A 16,695-nucleotide genomic window follows, 5' to 3' on the forward strand; every position below is an offset into this window, starting at 1 on the left:
GTAGCGGCGGGATGCAGTTCCAGCAACCGAGGGAGAATGCGCACCATCGTCATTCCGGGGCGCCCGGAGGGCGAACCCGGAATCTCGAGATTCCGGGTCTGGTCCTTCGGACCATCCCGGAATGACGATGCGCCTCAACCGTCCGACGGCTGCGGGCCGTCATAGCCCTCGATGATGATGAGGTCGGCGATGGAGTGCGGCTGGCGCACCTTGATGTTGGCCTGGTATTCCGGCGAGTTGTAGCAGGCGATTGCGGCCTCGTAGTTCGGGAATTCGATCACGACGTTGCGGGTGCGGCTGGCGCCCTCGACAGTGGTGAACTTGCCGGCGCGGACGACGAAGCGGCCGCCCCATTTCTTGAAGATGGGACCGTTGGCGACGGCGTAGGGCTTGTAGCCCTCGTCATTGCTTACGTCGACGCGCCCGATCCAGTAGCCTTTTGCCATTGTTCTTCTCCCTTTTTGATTAGCTTGATCAGCCGAGCGCCCGCGCGATCTCGGCCTGGATGGCTTCAGCGATCGCCTTGGGGTCAGTGGCTTCCACCACTGGCCGCCCGACGACGAGATAGTCCGCGCCTGCGGCAATCGCGCGACCGGGCGTCATGATGCGCTTCTGGTCGCCGGTTGCCGAACCCGCCGGGCGAATGCCGGGCGTGACGAGATGCATCTGGTGACCGACGACCTTGCGCAAGGCTCCGACTTCCTCAGGCGAGGACACCAGTCCGTCGATGCCAAGCACCTGCGCCTGCTGCGCGCGCGCTTCGACGAGCTCGGAGACGCCAAGCCGGTAGCCGGCCGCATGCAGATCGTCCTCGTTGTACGAGGTCAGCACCGTGACGGCGAGGATCTTCAGCTTCGAGCTGCCGCGGCCTTCGACGGCGCCCTTCATGGTCTGCGGATAGGCGTGCACGGTCAGAAAGGTCGCACCCAACTTGGTGATGCTCTCGACGCCCTGCGTGACGGTGTTGCCGATGTCGTGCAGCTTGAGATCGAGAAAGACCTTCTTGCCCTTGTCGGCAAGCCTGGCGACCAGCGGCAATCCGCCGGCATAAGCGAGGCGGTAGCCGATCTTGTAGAAGCTGACGCTGTCGCCAAGCCTTGCGATCATCGCCTCCGCGGCATCGACGCTGGGCAAATCGAGCGCAACGATCAGGCGGTCCTTCGGGGCGATTTCGGCTGGCGTCATGTCACCTCACATCATGCGTTGGGAAATGTCGATCAAGTGCTGCACCATCTCCTTGATGGCGTCGATATCGCCCTGGTTCCTGAGCCTGTCCATATCGTCATAGGCCTGGTCGGCAAAGGCGAGGGACAGCTGGCTGGCAATCACATTGGCGTGGCAGGAGGTCAGGATCAGCCGCAACGCCTGCAGCGCGCGGGCGGCGCCGAGCCGGCTCTGCGAAGCACCGGCGAGTGCGAAGGCGCGGTTGCGGAAGACGTCGCCCCGCGCCTCGTGCAGCTCATGCACGCGGCTGACCCAGTCGATCGCGTTCTTCAGCAGCGGTGGCACCGAGGCGTTGTATTCGGGCGAGACGATCAGCACGCCATGATGCGCGCCGATCATGCGCTTGAGATTGATCGCGTGCTTGGGCACGCCGGACTTGGCCTGGAGATCGCCGTCATAGATCGGCAGCGGAAAATCGGCGAGCGAGATGCGGGTGACGTCGACGCCGGCCTGGGCGAATTCATAGGCGGCGACCGCGGCCAGCTTCGCGTTGTGCGAGCCGGTGCGCAGCGAGCCGGGAATGACCAGGATTTTCGGGGCTGACATCCAATCCAATACGTTCGGCGAAACGAGCCCGCCGCGCATGAGAGGAAGCCGGCGGAATTAGTCCTTGCGATACACCCAGACGCGGGCCGGCGGAAGGTTCATCCAGATCCGTTCCGAGGCCTCTGTGGACACGCCGGGCAGCGATTTCGGGATCGGCGGCACCACCGCATAGGTGAATTGGACGAAGGGCGCACCGGGCGCGAGCGCCGTGAAGGCGTCACGAATGAGCCGAAGGCGCGTCAGCATCGGTTTTGTGACCAGCGGAAGGCCGGACACGACGGCGGAGGCGGGCGCGCTCAGGACGTTCCAGAGCGTGTCGCGCAGGCGATAGGCATCGCCCTGCACCACCTTGGCGTGCGGATAGCGGTCGCGCAAAAGCGCGCAGAAGCCGGGATTGTACTCAACGAGGACGAGGCGCTTCTGGTCGACGCCACGCTCCACCAGCGCCGAGGTGATGGCGCCGGTGCCGGGCCCAAGCTCGACCACCGGAGCATCCGAATCGACGTCGACGTAATGAGCCATGGTTCGGGCGAGCAGCTTGCCCGACGGCATCACCGCGCCCATGTGGAGTGGCTTTTCGATCCACGATCTGAGAAAGCGCACCTCGTCATCAAGACGGGGCTTCTTCAACGCACGCGCGGACGACGGCAATGGCATGTCTGGACCGGACGGGACCGCAGGAACGCGGTGTGTCAGAAAATAGTCATAAAGAGGTATAGGCCGGAAGCGGTACGGTCAAGACGAGTCAGTTCGCCCGATTACTGAATAGATCCTTGACCTTGGCGAAGAAGCCAACGGATTCCGGCTGGGTATTGCCCGAGGAGAGCTTTTCGAACTCGGCAAGCAATTCCTGCTGCTTTTTGGTGAGGTTTTGCGGGGTTTCGACCGCGACCTGGACGTACATGTCGCCCATCTGGCGTGAGCGCAGCACCGGCATGCCTTTTGATGCAATGCGGAATCGGCGGCCCGACTGGGTCCCAGCGGGGACCTTCACCTTGGTCTTGCCCTTGTCGATGGTGGGTACCTCGAATTCGCCGCCAAGGGCGGCCGTCACCATCGAGATCGGCACCCGGCAATGCAGATCGGCGCCGTCGCGCTGGAACAGCTGGTGCTGGGCCAGCGACAGGAAGATGTAGAGGTCGCCGGGTGGGCCGCCACGGACCCCGGCCTCGCCTTCGCCGGCGAGCCTGATCCTGGTGCCGTCCTCGACGCCTTGGGGAATGTTGACCGACAGATTCCGCTCGCGGGTGACGCGGCCCTGGCCCGAGCAGGACGGGCAGGCGTCCTCGATCATCTGGCCGCGGCCCTGGCAGCCGGGGCAGGTGCGCTCGAGGGTGAAGAAGCCCTGCGACTGCCGCACGCGGCCGGCGCCTCCGCAGGTCGAGCAGGTCTTGGGCTTGGTGCCGGCCTTGGCGCCGATGCCCGAGCAGGCCTCGCAGGTGACCGAGACCGGAATCTCGATCTGCGCGGTCTTGCCGCCAAAGGCTTCCTCGAGAGTGATTTCCATGTTGTAGCGCAAATCGGCGCCACGCTCGCGGCCGCCACGGCCGCGCTGTCCGGCCATGCCGAACAAATCCTCGAAGATATCGGAGAAAGAGGAGGCGAAGCCCGCGCCGAAACCGGCGCCGCCGCCAGGACCGCCCTGCTCGAAAGCCGCATGGCCGAAGCGGTCATAGGCCGCGCGCTTGTCCTTGTCTTTCAGGACCTCGTAGGCCTCGTTGATTTCCTTGAACTTGACCTCGCTGGTGTCGTCCCCCGGATTGCGGTCGGGGTGAAACTTCATCGCCAGCTTGCGGAACGACGACTTCAGGACGGACTCGTCAGCGTCTCGTCCAACTTCGAGGGTTTCGTAATAGCAGCGCTTGGTGGACGTGGACATGTCGGACTCGGTCTATCCAATCGCGATTTCAAGTCGGAGCGAAACAACGTCGCCACGCGACGATATAGGCAGCCTTCCGCGTTACGGCAGAGGGCTGCATGGCAGCGTTGAGCATAGCTATAGGGAATTGATCGATCGTAACGGGCAAACCGCCCGTCGAGCCCGACACGAAAGCCTCCCCCTTGAAGGGGGAGGCCTTGAGAGCGTGTGGGGTCCAAGCCGTCCGCATCATGACCCTCTCGGGCTTATGCAGACTTCTTGTTGTTCTTGTCGTCGTCGACTTCGGTGAATTCCGCATCGACGACGTCGTCCTTGGCCGCATCCCTTTTGGCGTCGGCCTCGGCCTGCTGCGTGTACATGGCTTCGCCGAGCTTCATCGAAGCCTGGGCCAGCGTGTTGGTCTTGGCCTTGATCGCCTCGGCATCGCTGCCCTTCAGCGCTTCCTTGAGGTCGCTGACGGCATCCTCGATGGCGCGGCGCTCGGTCTCGCCGACCTTCGAACCATGCTCGGCCAGCGCCTTCTCGGTGGAATGCACCAGCGCATCGGCGTGGTTCTTGGCGTCGACCGCCTCGCGGCGCTGCTTGTCGGCCGCGGCATTGGCCTCGGCGTCCTTGACCATCTTGTCGATGTCGGCTTCCGACAGACCGCCGGAGGCCTGGATGCGGATCTGCTGTTCCTTCGCAGTCGCCTTGTCCTTGGCCGAGACGTTGACGATGCCGTTGGCGTCGATGTCGAAGGTCACCTCGATCTGCGGCATGCCGCGCGGGGCCGGCGGAATGCCCATCAGGTCGAACTGTCCGAGCATCTTGTTGTCGGCCGCCATTTCACGTTCGCCCTGGAAGACGCGGATGGTGACTGCGTTCTGGTTGTCCTCGGCGGTCGAGAATACCTGGCTCTTCTTGGTCGGGATCGTGGTGTTGCGGTCGATGATGCGGGTGAACACGCCGCCCAGCGTCTCGATGCCCAGCGACAGCGGGGTCACGTCGAGCAGCAGCACGTCCTTGACGTCGCCCTGGAGCACGCCGGCCTGGATCGCGGCACCGATCGCCACGACTTCGTCCGGGTTGACGCCCTTGTGCGGCTCCTTGCCGAACAGCTGCTTTACGACTTCCTGGACCTTCGGCATGCGGGACATGCCGCCGACCAGCACGACTTCGCCGATCTCACCGGCGGTGACGCCGGCATCCTTCAGCGCCTTGCGGCAGGGCTCGACGGTCTTCTGGACGAGGTCGTCGACCAGCGCTTCGAACTTGGCGCGGGTGAGCTTCATCGTCAGATGCTTCGGGCCGGTCTGGTCCGCGGTGATGAAGGGCAGGTTGATCTCTGTCTGCGTCGTCGACGACAGCTCGATCTTGGCCTTTTCAGCGGCTTCCTTCAGGCGCTGCAACGCGAGCTTGTCGTTGCGCAGGTTGATGCCCTGCTCCTTCTGGAACTCGTCGGCCAGATAGCCCACGAGGCGCATGTCGAAGTCTTCGCCGCCGAGGAAGGTGTCGCCGTTGGTCGACTTCACCTCGAACACGCCGTCGCCGATTTCAAGAATGGAAATATCGAACGTGCCGCCGCCGAGATCGTACACGGCGATCGTGCCGGCCTTGGTCTTGTCCAGACCATAGGCGAGCGCCGCCGCGGTCGGCTCGTTGATGATGCGCAGCACTTCAAGGCCAGCGATCTTGCCGGCATCCTTGGTGGCCTGGCGCTGGGCGTCGTTGAAGTAAGCGGGAACGGTGATGACCGCCTGGTCGACCTTCTGGCCGAGATGGGCTTCCGCGGTCTCCTTCATCTTCTGCAAGATGAACGCCGAGACCTGCGAGGGCGAGTAGGTCTGGCCGTCGGCCTCGACCCAGGCGTCGCCGTTGGAAGCCTTCACGATCTTGTACGGAACGAGCTTCTTGTCCTTCTCGACCATCGGGTCGTCGTAGCGGCGGCCGATGAGGCGCTTCACTGCGAAGAACGTACGCTCTGGATTGGTCACGGCCTGGCGCTTGGCAGGCTGGCCGACGAGGCGCTCACCGTCGTCCGTCACGGCGACGATCGAAGGCGTCGTGCGCATGCCTTCGGAATTCTCGATAACTTTGGCGTTCTTTCCATCCATCACGGCGACGCACGAATTCGTGGTGCCGAGGTCGATCCCAATGACCTTTCCCATGGTCCTGATATCCTTGTTTTTGCGGCAGGTTGGCTAGGCCCAGAAGGCACCCGAACCGAACCCCCTAAGATCAAACATCCGCGATATTGCGATGATTGAGGCTCATATAGGAGGGGGGGAGGGGGCCGCAAGGACCGAACGCAAGTTTCGGCCGTGAAAACATTGGGTTTTGGAAGATCATATCCGGGCTTCGCCGCCCTTGCGGGTGAGGAATTATTAACAGGTTCAGGCTTCAGCCGGGCCCGCCACCGTGATTGACCCCGCCCTGTTACCGGCGCGCCAAACCCGCTAAAAGGCGGGCGGCCGGATCGCCGCCGCAAGGCTGCTTCGCGCGACAAAGCGGCCCGGTGGCCGACCATCGAACGGCCTCAATGTGAACCAATCAGAGTGCCCATGAAGCTGACCCGCCCCCTCGCCGCGCTCGCCCTCCTCGTTGCCTCGGCAACTCCGGCGCTTGCTGCCGATGCCGTCTACCCGCCCGGCTTACGTCTCGGCATGGTGCCGCTGGTCGGGCTGAACACGGCCAAGACCTTTCCGGGCTTCGAGAGCGAGGACGGCAGCGTCAAGGTGCTGATCACCGAGCTGCCGCCGGCGGCTTATGGCGAGGTCGTGGGCGCCCTCAATGCCAATCCGGCCGGCAACAACGGCGTCAAGCCGGACAAGATCGAGACACAAGCGGGCCTTGCCTATTTCACCACCGAGAGTGGCAAGGCCGGCACGACCCTGGTGAAGCGCTATTCGATGATCGTGCCGGGCACCGGCTTTTCCGGCTACGTGGCGGTGCAGGTGCCCGAGAACGCGTCGAAGATCTACACCGACGACGCGGTGCGGCAGATGTTTGCGACCGCCGTGACCCGCAAGGAGGTGTCGGCTGACGAGCAGATCGGGCTGATGCCGTTCAAGATCACCGATCTCGCCGGCTTCAAGGACATCCGTACGCTGGTGCCGGGCTCGAGCCTCATCCTGGCCGACGGCAGCGAGAGCTCAGGCTATGAATCGAAGCCGTTCATCATCCTCGGCCTGATCGGCGCCACCCCGCAGCAGGCCGACGACCGCGCCCGCTTCGCCCAGGAAGCCGCGCTCCAGATCCCCGGCGTGCGCGAGTCCCGCGTCACCATGTCCGAGCCGATCCGCATCAACGGCCAGCCGGGCTTCGAGACCCGGATCGACGGCATCAGCGGCAAGGACAAGACCCCGGTGACCGTGGTGCAGTGGATCCGCTTCGCGCCCGGCGGCGCTTCGCTCCGCATCATCGCCAGCGCGCCGCGCGATCAATGGTCGGACGCCTTCACCCGCTTCCGCGCCGTGCGCGACGGCATCCAGCCGAAGGGTTAGGCGCCAGCCTTCCGACACACCCGGTGTCGTCCCGGCGAAGGCCGGGAGCCATAACCACAGGGAGCGGTTTGGCGCGAGCTGGTAACCCGGAGTCTTCGTAAAACTATTGCTGCGGCGTATGGGTCCCGGCCTTCGCCGGGACGACGATGTCGGTCAGTAGCCCAAGCGCTCATCAAAACCGGCTGCATTTTCGGGCTTCTGTTCGTACACGAACGGAATTAGGCTCCCCTCCATTGGATCAACTTTGAGATCATCCTGGAGGGAGGCGGACAATGCTTGATCGACGACAAATCTTGGCGGCGCTGGGGACCACGGCGCTCGCGAGCCTCGCTCCAACCGCACTTTTCGCAGCGGCCACGATCAAGCCGGATGACACCTCCGCGCTGCTCGTGATCGACGTGCAGAACTGCTTCCTGCCGGGCGGCAGCCTCGCGGTGAAGGAAGGCGAGCAGGTCGTGCCTGTCATCAACAGAATCGCGAAAGCGTTTTCGAACGTGGTGATGACGCAGGACTGGCACACGCCCGGCCACGTCTCGTTCGCGTCAGTGCATTCCGGCAAGAAGCCGTTCGAGACCATCGACCTGCCCTATGGCAAGCAGGTGCTGTGGCCCGACCATTGCGTGCAAGGCACTGACGGCGCCTCGCTGTCGAAGGACCTCTCGATCCCGCAGGCCGAGCTGATCATCCGCAAGGGCTTTCACAAGGACGTCGACAGCTATTCGGCGTTCCTCGAAGCCGACGGCAAGACCTCGACCGGACTTGCCGGCTACCTCAAGGGCCGCAAGATCAAGCGCGTCTTCGTTGCGGGTCTCGCGACGGATTTCTGCGTCGCCTGGACCGCACTCGATGCGCGCAAGGCGGGTTTTGAGGTCTATGTCGTGGAAGACGCCTGCCGCGGCATCGACAATCAGGGCTCGCTCGCCAAGGCCTGGGCCGACATGGCCAAGGCCGGCGTGAAGCGGATCCAGTCTGCGGATATCACGGCGAGCGCGTAAGGTTTTCGCGCAGTCATTCCGGGACGGTCCGAAGGACCGGACCCGGAATGACATCTCAATTGCAGAACGCGGCTGACGCCGCTCAGTTCGCTTCGTTGCTGTTCGCCGCGGGCGCGGGCTTCGCGCCACCCTTGGCGACGCCAACCAGCGCCGGACGCAGCACGCGGTCGCCGATGGTGTAACCGGCCTGCATGACCTGCACGACGGTGCCTGCGGGCACCGACGCGTCCGGCACCTCGTACATCGCCTGCTGGAAGTTCGGATCGAACTTCTGGCCCTGCGGATCAAACTTCTTCACGCCGTGCTTTTCCAGCGCGTTGAGCAGCGAGCGCTCGGTCAGCTCGACGCCCTCGATCAGCGCGATCAGGCCGGGATCGGCCGCGGCACGCGCTTCGGCCGGAACGGCGTCGAGCGCGCGCTGAAGATTGTCGGCGATGTCGAGCACGTCGCGGGCAAAGCCGGTGACGCCGTAGAGCTTGGAGTCCGCGACCTCCTTGGCGGTGCGCTTGCGCAGATTTTCCATCTCGGCCAGCGTCCGCAGCATGCGGTCGCGCGCCTCGGCGGCTTCCTTCTGCAGCAATTCCACAGAATCGGGCTCGGGATCGTCGGGCATGATGTAGGGTTTCGACACCACGGGCTCGCCGGTCTCAGCACTCGTGTCTTCGGGTTGCCGGTCTCGATCGGTCATCGGCTCTCTTTTCGAACTGGTCTTACGGGATTTTGCTGGCCCGGATATCGTGCTTCGGGCGCTGAAAATCAAGCGCCCGTGATCGGCTGAAATGCCGGTCAGCCCCCCAGCAGGCGGCTGACGATGCGGGCGGCGTAGTCCACAGTCGGGATGACGCGGGCATAATTCAGCCGCGTCGGTCCGATCACGCCCAAAACGCCGACGATACGGCCGGCCGCATCCTGATAGGGCGAGATGATGGTGGAGGAGCCCGACAGCGAGAACAGCTTGTTCTCGCTGCCAATGAAGATCCGCACCCCTTCGGCAGTTTCGGCGCGCCCCAGCAGGTCGATCACGCCGCGCTTGGTCTCGAGATCGTCGAACAACAAGCGAACACGCTCGAGATCCTCCAGCGCGTGCAGATCCTCCAGCAGATTGGCGTGGCCGCGGACGATGAGCTGGCGGTCCTCGTTCTCGCCGCCCGACCAGCTCGCGATCCCGGCCGAGATCACCTTTTGGGCCAATTGATCGAGCTCGGCACGGGCTTCTCCGAGCGCGGTTTCCAGCTCGAGCCGCGCCTCGGCGAGCGTCCGGCCGCGAATCCGCGCATTGAGGAAATTGCCGGCTTCGATGATGGCCGAGGAGGGAACTCCCGGCGGCAGCGTCAGCACGCGATTTTCGACCTGACCGTCCTCGCCGACCAGGATCACCAGCGCCTTCTCGGGTTCTAGCCGGACGAATTCGATGTGCTTCAGCCGCGCATTGGACTTCGGCGTCAACACCACCGCAGCAGCGCGCGTCAGGCCGGAGAGCCGGGTCAACGCCTGATCCAGCGCCGCCTCCACCGATTGGGCGTGACCGACGCTGGCGAGCTGGCTCTGGATCGACTGCCGTTCGGCCTCGGTGAGATCGCCGACCTGCATCAGGGCGTCGACGAAGAAGCGCAGGCCGAGTTCCGTCGGCAGCCGGCCGGCGGACGTGTGCGGAGCATAGATCAGGCCAAGCTGTTCCAGATCGGCCATGACATTGCGGACCGAGGCCGGCGACAGCGGCATCGCGATCAGCCGCGAAATATTGCGCGAGCCCACCGGCTCGCCGGTCGCGAGGTAGCTTTCGACAATTTGACGAAAGATGTCGCGGGAACGCTCGTTGAGCTGGGCGAGGCCTGCGCGCGGCGCGATCAGATGGATCGGATCGTGATGGGCCACAGGATAACTCCTCTCAGATACTCATAATTTGTCCATCCCGGACCGTTCTGACAAGCGTGGCTTTTGCGGAGATGAAATCGAGGGGTGAATAAGGCCTGATCTTCCCCCTTGCCGCCCACCCTCACCCCACCTACAAGCACCGCGAATAGCCCTTTTCCGTGAGTTTTGGAGGATTTCCCATGCGGCCGAGCCGCCGTGCGCCCGACGAATTGCGCCCCGTGACGCTTGAGCGTGGCGTGGTCAAATATGCGGAAGGGTCCTGCCTCGTGAAATTCGGCGACACCCATGTGCTGGTCACCGCCACGCTGGAAGACCGCCTGCCGCCTTGGCTGAAGGGCCAGGGCCGCGGCTGGGTCACTGCCGAATACGGCATGCTGCCGCGCGCGACCTCCGAACGCACCCGCCGCGAAGCCGCCGCCGGCAAGCAGAGCGGCCGCACCGTCGAGATTCAGCGCCTGATCGGGCGTTCGTTGCGCACCATCGTCGATCTCGAAGCACTCGGTGAGCGCCAGATCACGGTCGATTGCGACGTGCTCCAGGCCGACGGCGGCACCCGCACTGCCTCGATCACTGGCGCCTGGGTCGCGCTCGCCGACTGCATCAACTGGATGAAGACGCGCAACATGATCAAGGCCAACGTGATGCGCGACAACGTCGCCGCGATCTCCTGTGGCATCTACAAGGGCGCACCGGTGCTGGACCTCGACTATGCCGAGGATTCGGAAGCCGAGACCGACGCCAATTTCGTCATGACCGGCGATGGCCGTATCATCGAAGTGCAGGGCACCGCGGAACGCGAGCCGTTCACGCAGGACGAGTTCCTGGCGCTGATCGCCTTGGCGCAAAAAGGCATCGCGCGTCTCGTGGACTTGCAGAAACTCGCTGTCGCGTAGTCAATAGGCCCATGCACCGCCGAATCACCGGAAAGCTCGTCATCGCGACCCACAATCCCGGCAAGCTCGCCGAGATGAAGGAGCTGCTCGCGCCTCACGGCATCGAGGTGGTGTCGGCCGGTGAGCTCGATTTGCCCGAGCCCGAAGAAACCGGCAACGATTTCCGCAGCAATGCCGCGATCAAGGCGATCGCGGCGGCGCAGGCGACGAAGTTGCCCGCTTTCGCCGATGATTCCGGCATCGTGGTCGACGCGCTTGACGGCGCGCCCGGCATCTACAGCGCGCGCTGGGCCGGACCGTCCAAGGATTTCGCCGCGGCGATGGCGCAGATCGAGCGGCTGTTGCAGGAGCGTGGCGCCACCACGCCGGACAGGCGCAAAGCGCATTTCGTCTCCGCGCTCTGCGTCGCCTGGCCTGACGGTCATCTCGAAGAGGTCGATGCGCGCGTCGACGGCACGCTGGTCTGGCCGCCGCGCGGCGCTTCCGGTTTCGGCTACGATCCGATGTTTTTGCCTGATGGTTACGACCGCAGCTTCGGCGAGATGGAAAGCATCGAGAAGCACGGCCTGCCGCCGCTCGGACTCGGCCTGTCGCACCGCGCCCGCGCCTTCGTAAAACTGGCGGAGATCTGCCTTGAGCCGCGCTAAGGAAGCCTTTGGCGTCTACGTGCACTGGCCGTTCTGCCTGTCGAAGTGCCCCTATTGCGACTTCAACAGCCATGTCCGCCACGCCGCGATCGACGAGGCGCGATTTGCATCCGCCTTCGCCCGCGAGATCGAAACGACCGCACAGCGCTCGCCCGGCCGAGAGGTCACCTCGATCTTCCTCGGCGGCGGCACGCCGTCGTTGATGCAGCCGGCAACCGTCGGCGCTGTGCTCGACTCCATCGGCAAGCACTGGCGTGTTGCCAACGACGTCGAAGTGACGCTCGAGGCGAACCCGACCAGCGTCGAAGCCACGCGCTTTGCCGGCTATCGCGCCGCCGGCGTCAACCGCGTCTCGCTCGGCGTGCAGGCGCTCGACGACGCCTCGCTGAAGGCGCTGGGCCGCATGCACAGCGCGCGCGAGGCGCTCGATGCGGTCGCGATCGCGCGCCGCTCGTTCGATCGTTACTCGTTCGATCTGATCTACGCCCGTCCCGACCAGATGCCGGCGATGTGGGCCGATGAGCTGCGCCTCGCGATCGATGAGGCGGCCGAGCATCTGTCGCTCTATCAACTGACCATCGAAGAAGGCACACCGTTCTTCGGCCTGCACCAGGCCGGCAAGCTGAAGACGCCGGACGAAGCGGTCGCACGCGCGCTCTATGACGTGACGCAGGAAACCTGCGACAAGCTCGGCCTGCCCGCTTACGAGATTTCAAATCACGCGCGGCGCGGCGCCGAGTGCCGGCACAATCTCGTGTACTGGCGCGGCGAGGAATATGCCGGCATCGGTCCCGGCGCGCACGGCCGCCTCGACATCGACGGTATCAGGCACGCCACAGCCACCGAGAAGCGTCCCGAAGCCTGGCTGATGCGCGTCGAAAGCAGCGGCCATGGTGTCGTCACCGACGACCTCCTCAACAGCGAAGAACGCGCCGACGAATTCTTGCTGATGGGATTGCGCCTCGCCGAAGGCATCGACCCCGAGCGCTACAGAGCCCTCTCCGGCCGCCCGCTCGATCCCAAGCGTATCGCGCTGTTGCGCGAGGAAGGCGCCATCACCGTCGACACCAGCGGCCGCTTGCGCGTCACGAGCAGCGGATTCCCGGTGCTGGACGCCGTGGTCGCGGATCTCGCGGCGTAACGAGATCTCGTAGGGTGGGCAAAGCGAAGCGTGCCCACCAATTTCATGCGGATTCGTTGAGAGATGGTGGGCAACGGCGCGCAAGCGCGCGTCTTTGCCCACCCTACGAGATCTCGTTACGCCCCAAAGCTCTTCGGCGAACCGGCCACCGCCACACCGCCGCCCGTCGTCACCTTCATCACCGCGAGCCCGCGCTCATTGGTGCCGTCGGCGCGGAAGCGGAACAGGCCGTCGATGCCAGCGAAACCGGAGGGGTTGGTGAGCACGTCGGACGAGAAGCGCGTGGTGCCCTGCGTGCGCGCGAGCGCTGCGACGAGCGCGACCGCGTCGTAGGCGAGTGTCGCGGTGCGGATCGGCTCGGCGCCGTATTTGGTGCGATAGCGGCCGGCGAAGGCGCGGAAGCCGGCCGGATCCGGCGCGGCGTAGAGGCCGCCTTGCAGCGCCGGGCTGGCATAGACACGCGGGCTGTCCCACAGGCCGGTGCCGAGCAGCTGGATGTTGCGCAGATTCGCGCCCGCCGCGGTCATCGCATCCGCCACCGTGACGACGGCATCGCCGTCGTCGGCAATGAACAGCGCATCCGCGCTGCCGAGCTGCTGCGCCACAGTGCGTGCCGGCGTGGCGCGATCGGCGCCATATTTCTCGAACGCGACGATGCGTCCGCCGCGCCGGGGCACCGCGGCCTTCACCGCGGCTTCGACCACATTGCCATAGGCGTTGTCGGGCACGAGCACGGCGACGGAGCGTTTTCCGATGCTGGAAGAATATTCGATGATGCGATTGACGTCGGACTCCGGCAGGAAGCTCAAGAGATAGACGCCGCGGCCGGCGATGCTCGAATCCGTCGAGAACGCCATCACCGAGATGCCGCGCGTGCGCGCGACCTGCGCCACGGCCGGGACCGACTGTGCGAACAGCGGCCCCAGAATGATCTCGGCGCCTTCGTCGAGCGCCTGCTGCGCGCCGGCCTGCGCGCCCTGCGGGCTGCCATTGTCATCCTTGATCAGGAGCTGGATGTTCGGGTTCTGAAACTCGGCCAGCGCCATCTCGGCGGCGTTACGCATGGACTGCGCGGCGAGCCCGGCATTGCCGGCGGCCGAGAGCGGCAGGATCACGGCCACCTTCACCCCGCCGGTGCCGGCGGTCGTCGCCTGCTGTGGCGGCCCGGCTGGCTGGGCCGGCGGCGGCGAGGAGCTCGAGAACGGATTGGAAAACTGGCTGAGGCTCTGCTGCACGCCGGCGCAGGCCGACAGCAGGGGCGCGCCGAGCAGCAGGCCAAGCGCACTCCGCCGGGTCGCCCCCGAGAAACGGGGCCCCTGAACGGAAGACTTCAGATCATGCGGGCCGACCATGGCAGCTTCTCTTCTGACCGGCCGTTGGCCAGCCAATCACAACACTCTTGTCCACGACACAAGCCGCGGATTCAGGCATATTGTCGGCAAATAGTTAACCAAAACAAAAGGATAATGACCGCTTAACGCGGCAATCTTCCATTCCTGGCTGGCTGCTCGCCGTCCGTCATCCAACATCAAGGCGGGGTTTCCGCCGCGAATATGGCGCTGACGCTTCATTCCCGAGGGAATGTGATGCCGGATGGATCACATTCCAGTCCTTCCTCGTCCCGTTCAGTATGTTGGCTCGGCACGATCTTTTTCGAAGGAGCGGTTCCCAGCCCCGGGGATCATGCCTAAGTTCGAATCATTATGCGCGCAAAGCCGGCCCCAACAAATACGACTGAAGCTACGGACGCCGCCCCGCGCGGTTTCTCCATCGACGCCCATCGGCTCGCGGCGCCGAAGCCGGCGGCCGGCCTCTATCTGGTCGCGACCCCGATCGGCAATCTCGGCGACATCACGCTACGCGCGCTCCAGACACTGGCCGGGGTCGACGTCATCGCCTGCGAGGACACCCGGATCACGCGGCGCCTGACCGAGCGCTACGACATCTCGGCGCAGCTCAAGCAATATCACGAGCACAATGCCGAGGCCGCCCGCCCAAGGATCCTGGAGGCGCTGGCCGCAGGCGGCTCGGTCGCGCTGGTCTCGGATGCCGGCACGCCGCTGATCTCCGATCCCGGTTACAAGCTGGTGCGCGAGGTCTGCGCCGCCGGCCATGCGGTCTATGCACTGCCGGGCCCGTCCTCGGTGCTGGCGGCACTGTCGGTTGCGGCCCTGCCGACCGACCGCTTCTTCTTCGAGGGATTTTTGCCGTCGAAATCCGCCGCGCGGCGGTCGCGCCTCACCGAACTTGCCCGCATCGACGCAACGCTGGTGATGTTCGAATCCGGCAACCGGGTGCAAGATACGCTTGCCGAACTCGCCGAGATCATGGGCACACGCGAGGCCGCGATCTGCCGCGAGCTGACAAAACTGCACGAGGAGATTTCGCGCGCGACGCTCGATGAGCTGGCGCGCGAGGCGGATTCGCTGGAGACGCGCGGCGAATTCGTGCTGGTGATCGCTCCGCCTGCCGCCGATGCCGACGTGCTGACAGCGGACGCGCTGGACGAGGTCCTGCGCGAGCAGCTCGCTGTCCACAGCGTCAAGGATGCCGTGGCGCATGCGGTCGCGCTTTCGGGGCGGCCGCGCCGCGAGGTCTATGCCCGCGCGCTCGAGCTCGCCAAAGATTTGCGGGGCGGCGATGGCGAAGACTGAGGACGCGGCGGAACCGAAACAGGAACCGAAGATCGCCTCACCCCAGCGCGTCGCCGCGTTCCGCACCGGCATCTCTGCCGAAAGCCGCGCCGCCGCCTATCTCATGGCGAAGGGCTATCGCATACTGGCCAAGCGCTATCGCACCCCGCATGGCGAGATCGACCTCGTGGCGCGCCGCCGCAACCTGATCGCCTTCGTCGAGGTCAAGGCGCGCGCCAGCCTCGATGAGGCCGCCTACGCGGTGACGCCACGCCAGCAGCAGCGCATCATCGACGCCGCGCAAGGCTGGCTGGCCACGCATCCCGAGCATGCGGAATTCGAATTGCGATTCGACGCCATGCTGATTGCGCCGCGATCACTTCCACGCCATGTGTTGGCGGCATTCGACGCCTCGACCTGAAAGGCAGACCATGAAACTGAACGTCGCCGTCCAGATGGACCCCATCGCCCGCATCAACATCAAGGGCGATTCCACCTTTGCGCTGCTCCTGGAGGCGCAGAAGCGCGGCCACGGCCTGTCCTATTACACGCCCGACAAGCTCTCGATGGTCGGCGATGAGATCGTCGCGCCGGTCCAGCTCCTGACGGTGCGCGACGAGCCCGGCGATCATTTCACCCTCGGCGAGCCCAGGCGCGAGGCGCTGAACGGCTTTGACGTGGTGCTGTTGCGCCAGGATCCGCCGTTCGATCTCGCCTACATCACCTCGACGCACCTGCTCGAGCGCATTCACCCGAAGACGCTGGTCGTCAACGATCCCGCCTCGGTGCGCAACGCGCCCGAAAAGCTGTTCGTGATGAATTTTCCGCAGCTGATGCCGCCGACCCTGATCTCGCGCGACCTCGATGAGATCAATGCGTTCCGCGACAAGTACGGTGCCGTCGTGATGAAGCCGCTGCACGGCCATGGCGGCGCCGCGGTATTCCGTGTGATGCCGCAGGACATGAATTTCGGCTCGCTGTTCGACATGTTCTCGGTCACCTTCAAAGAGGCCTGGGTGATCCAGCAGTTCATCCCCGAGGTGAAGCTCGGCGACAAGCGCATCATCCTGGTCAATGGCGAGTTCGCCGGCGCAGTGAACCGCGTGCCGGCCACCGACGACCTCCGCTCCAACATGGTGCGCGGCGGCGCGGCAAAGGAGACCGAGCTGACCCCGCGCGAGCGCGAGATCTGCGCCACCGTCGGCCCGGCGCTACGCGAGCGCGGACTGCTGTTCGTCGGCATCGACGTCATCAACGGCAACCTCACCGAAATCAACGTGACCTCGCCCACCGGCATCCGCGCCATCGCGCGGCTCGGCGGCCCCGACGTTGCGGCCAGGATCTGGGACGCGATCGAGCAGAAGCGGGCGAAGTAGCCGT

At 64.9% G+C, this 16,695-nt stretch carries 17 protein-coding genes; 8 read left to right on the plus strand and 9 right to left on the minus strand.

The window, feature by feature from the left end; translation table 11 throughout:
• Nucleotides 1-134: 134 nt before the first annotated feature.
• From JJC00_RS01030 to dnaK, 6 genes are all read right to left on the minus strand, one after another.
• Entirely contained in the window at nucleotides 135-446 is a 312-nt protein-coding gene (locus JJC00_RS01030; protein WP_200470941.1) for a DUF1330 domain-containing protein, read from the minus strand.
• A 28-nt stretch (nucleotides 447-474) separates the two neighbouring features.
• Entirely contained in the window at nucleotides 475-1,185 is a 711-nt protein-coding gene (pyrF, locus tag JJC00_RS01035) for an orotidine-5'-phosphate decarboxylase (protein WP_200470942.1), read from the minus strand.
• A gap of 6 nt (nucleotides 1,186-1,191) precedes the next feature.
• Nucleotides 1,192-1,770, minus strand: a complete 579-nt coding sequence (locus JJC00_RS01040) for an NADPH-dependent FMN reductase (RefSeq protein ID WP_200470943.1) — start codon at nucleotides 1,768-1,770, stop codon at nucleotides 1,192-1,194.
• A 57-nt stretch (nucleotides 1,771-1,827) separates the two neighbouring features.
• Nucleotides 1,828-2,427, minus strand: coding sequence for a class I SAM-dependent methyltransferase (locus JJC00_RS01045; protein WP_200470944.1), 600 nt, complete (start codon nucleotides 2,425-2,427; stop codon nucleotides 1,828-1,830).
• 88 nt (nucleotides 2,428-2,515) lie between these two features.
• Entirely contained in the window at nucleotides 2,516-3,649 is a 1,134-nt protein-coding gene (dnaJ, locus tag JJC00_RS01050; RefSeq protein WP_200470945.1) for a molecular chaperone DnaJ, read from the minus strand.
• Nucleotides 3,650-3,894: 245 nt separating this feature from the next.
• The gene (gene dnaK / locus JJC00_RS01055) at nucleotides 3,895-5,796 is read right to left on the minus strand and encodes a molecular chaperone DnaK (protein ID WP_200470946.1); all 1,902 of its coding nucleotides are present in this window, start codon (nucleotides 5,794-5,796) and stop codon (nucleotides 3,895-3,897) included.
• A gap of 393 nt (nucleotides 5,797-6,189) precedes the next feature.
• Between dnaK and JJC00_RS01060 the strand changes: the two genes are divergently transcribed.
• Nucleotides 6,190-7,131, plus strand: coding sequence for a hypothetical protein (locus JJC00_RS01060; RefSeq protein ID WP_200470947.1), 942 nt, complete (start codon nucleotides 6,190-6,192; stop codon nucleotides 7,129-7,131).
• A gap of 272 nt (nucleotides 7,132-7,403) precedes the next feature.
• Nucleotides 7,404-8,126, plus strand: a complete 723-nt coding sequence (gene pncA / locus JJC00_RS01065) for a bifunctional nicotinamidase/pyrazinamidase (protein ID WP_200470948.1) — start codon at nucleotides 7,404-7,406, stop codon at nucleotides 8,124-8,126.
• An 82-nt stretch (nucleotides 8,127-8,208) separates the two neighbouring features.
• On the opposite strand, the gene grpE is transcribed toward pncA, so the two are convergent.
• Nucleotides 8,209-8,814, minus strand: coding sequence for a nucleotide exchange factor GrpE (gene grpE / locus JJC00_RS01070; protein ID WP_200470949.1), 606 nt, complete (start codon nucleotides 8,812-8,814; stop codon nucleotides 8,209-8,211).
• A 98-nt stretch (nucleotides 8,815-8,912) separates the two neighbouring features.
• The gene (gene hrcA, locus JJC00_RS01075; RefSeq protein ID WP_200470950.1) at nucleotides 8,913-10,001 is read right to left on the minus strand and encodes a heat-inducible transcriptional repressor HrcA; all 1,089 of its coding nucleotides are present in this window, start codon (nucleotides 9,999-10,001) and stop codon (nucleotides 8,913-8,915) included.
• Nucleotides 10,002-10,180: 179 nt separating this feature from the next.
• On the opposite strand from hrcA, the gene rph reads away from it, so the two are divergent.
• From rph to hemW, 3 genes are read left to right on the plus strand one after another with little or no spacing between them, the layout of a single operon-like run.
• Complete coding sequence (gene rph / locus JJC00_RS01080) at nucleotides 10,181-10,894, plus strand: ribonuclease PH (RefSeq protein WP_200470951.1); 714 nt, start codon at nucleotides 10,181-10,183, stop codon at nucleotides 10,892-10,894.
• Nucleotides 10,895-10,905: 11 nt separating this feature from the next.
• Complete coding sequence (gene rdgB / locus JJC00_RS01085) at nucleotides 10,906-11,541, plus strand: RdgB/HAM1 family non-canonical purine NTP pyrophosphatase (RefSeq protein ID WP_200470952.1); 636 nt, start codon at nucleotides 10,906-10,908, stop codon at nucleotides 11,539-11,541.
• Nucleotides 11,528-12,682: a radical SAM family heme chaperone HemW gene (gene hemW / locus JJC00_RS01090; RefSeq protein WP_200470953.1), complete on the plus strand. Its 1,155-nt coding sequence runs from the start codon at nucleotides 11,528-11,530 to the stop codon at nucleotides 12,680-12,682. Before rdgB ends, hemW begins: the two co-directional genes overlap by 14 nt.
• A gap of 116 nt (nucleotides 12,683-12,798) precedes the next feature.
• On the opposite strand, the gene JJC00_RS01095 is transcribed toward hemW, so the two are convergent.
• The gene (locus JJC00_RS01095) at nucleotides 12,799-14,034 is read right to left on the minus strand and encodes a penicillin-binding protein activator (RefSeq protein ID WP_200470954.1); all 1,236 of its coding nucleotides are present in this window, start codon (nucleotides 14,032-14,034) and stop codon (nucleotides 12,799-12,801) included.
• A gap of 351 nt (nucleotides 14,035-14,385) precedes the next feature.
• On the opposite strand from JJC00_RS01095, the gene rsmI reads away from it, so the two are divergent.
• From rsmI to gshB, 3 genes are read left to right on the plus strand one after another with little or no spacing between them, the layout of a single operon-like run.
• Complete coding sequence (gene rsmI / locus JJC00_RS01100) at nucleotides 14,386-15,336, plus strand: 16S rRNA (cytidine(1402)-2'-O)-methyltransferase (RefSeq protein ID WP_200470955.1); 951 nt, start codon at nucleotides 14,386-14,388, stop codon at nucleotides 15,334-15,336.
• The gene (locus JJC00_RS01105; protein WP_200470956.1) at nucleotides 15,323-15,736 is read left to right on the plus strand and encodes a YraN family protein; all 414 of its coding nucleotides are present in this window, start codon (nucleotides 15,323-15,325) and stop codon (nucleotides 15,734-15,736) included. Before rsmI ends, JJC00_RS01105 begins: the two co-directional genes overlap by 14 nt.
• Before the next feature lie 10 nt (nucleotides 15,737-15,746).
• A complete protein-coding gene (gshB, locus tag JJC00_RS01110) occupies nucleotides 15,747-16,691 on the plus strand; it encodes a glutathione synthase (RefSeq protein WP_200470957.1) in 945 nt (314 codons plus the stop codon).
• Nucleotides 16,692-16,695 lie beyond the last annotated feature (4 nt).

It is taken from the genome of Bradyrhizobium diazoefficiens, from assembly GCF_016616885.1.
GTDB lineage: Bacteria > Pseudomonadota > Alphaproteobacteria > Rhizobiales > Xanthobacteraceae > Bradyrhizobium > Bradyrhizobium diazoefficiens_F.

What these genes read in the sequence shown, in the direction of transcription:
- JJC00_RS01030 (WP_200470941.1), bottom strand. Translation starts at nt 446, where the DNA reads ATGGCAAAAGGCTACTGGATCGGGCGCGTCGACGTAAGCAATGACGAG.
- pyrF (WP_200470942.1), bottom strand. Translation starts at nt 1,185, where the DNA reads ATGACGCCAGCCGAAATCGCCCCGAAGGACCGCCTGATCGTTGCGCTC.
- JJC00_RS01040 (WP_200470943.1), bottom strand. Translation starts at nt 1,770, where the DNA reads ATGTCAGCCCCGAAAATCCTGGTCATTCCCGGCTCGCTGCGCACCGGC.
- JJC00_RS01045 (WP_200470944.1), bottom strand. Translation starts at nt 2,427, where the DNA reads ATGCCATTGCCGTCGTCCGCGCGTGCGTTGAAGAAGCCCCGTCTTGAT.
- dnaJ (WP_200470945.1), bottom strand. Translation starts at nt 3,649, where the DNA reads ATGTCCACGTCCACCAAGCGCTGCTATTACGAAACCCTCGAAGTTGGA.
- dnaK (WP_200470946.1), bottom strand. Translation starts at nt 5,796, where the DNA reads ATGGGAAAGGTCATTGGGATCGACCTCGGCACCACGAATTCGTGCGTC.
- JJC00_RS01060 (WP_200470947.1), top strand. Translation starts at nt 6,190, where the DNA reads ATGAAGCTGACCCGCCCCCTCGCCGCGCTCGCCCTCCTCGTTGCCTCG.
- pncA (WP_200470948.1), top strand. Translation starts at nt 7,404, where the DNA reads ATGCTTGATCGACGACAAATCTTGGCGGCGCTGGGGACCACGGCGCTC.
- grpE (WP_200470949.1), bottom strand. Translation starts at nt 8,814, where the DNA reads ATGACCGATCGAGACCGGCAACCCGAAGACACGAGTGCTGAGACCGGC.
- rph (WP_200470951.1), top strand. Translation starts at nt 10,181, where the DNA reads ATGCGGCCGAGCCGCCGTGCGCCCGACGAATTGCGCCCCGTGACGCTT.
- rdgB (WP_200470952.1), top strand. Translation starts at nt 10,906, where the DNA reads ATGCACCGCCGAATCACCGGAAAGCTCGTCATCGCGACCCACAATCCC.
- JJC00_RS01095 (WP_200470954.1), bottom strand. Translation starts at nt 14,034, where the DNA reads ATGGTCGGCCCGCATGATCTGAAGTCTTCCGTTCAGGGGCCCCGTTTC.
- rsmI (WP_200470955.1), top strand. Translation starts at nt 14,386, where the DNA reads ATGCGCGCAAAGCCGGCCCCAACAAATACGACTGAAGCTACGGACGCC.
- JJC00_RS01105 (WP_200470956.1), top strand. Translation starts at nt 15,323, where the DNA reads ATGGCGAAGACTGAGGACGCGGCGGAACCGAAACAGGAACCGAAGATC.
- gshB (WP_200470957.1), top strand. Translation starts at nt 15,747, where the DNA reads ATGAAACTGAACGTCGCCGTCCAGATGGACCCCATCGCCCGCATCAAC.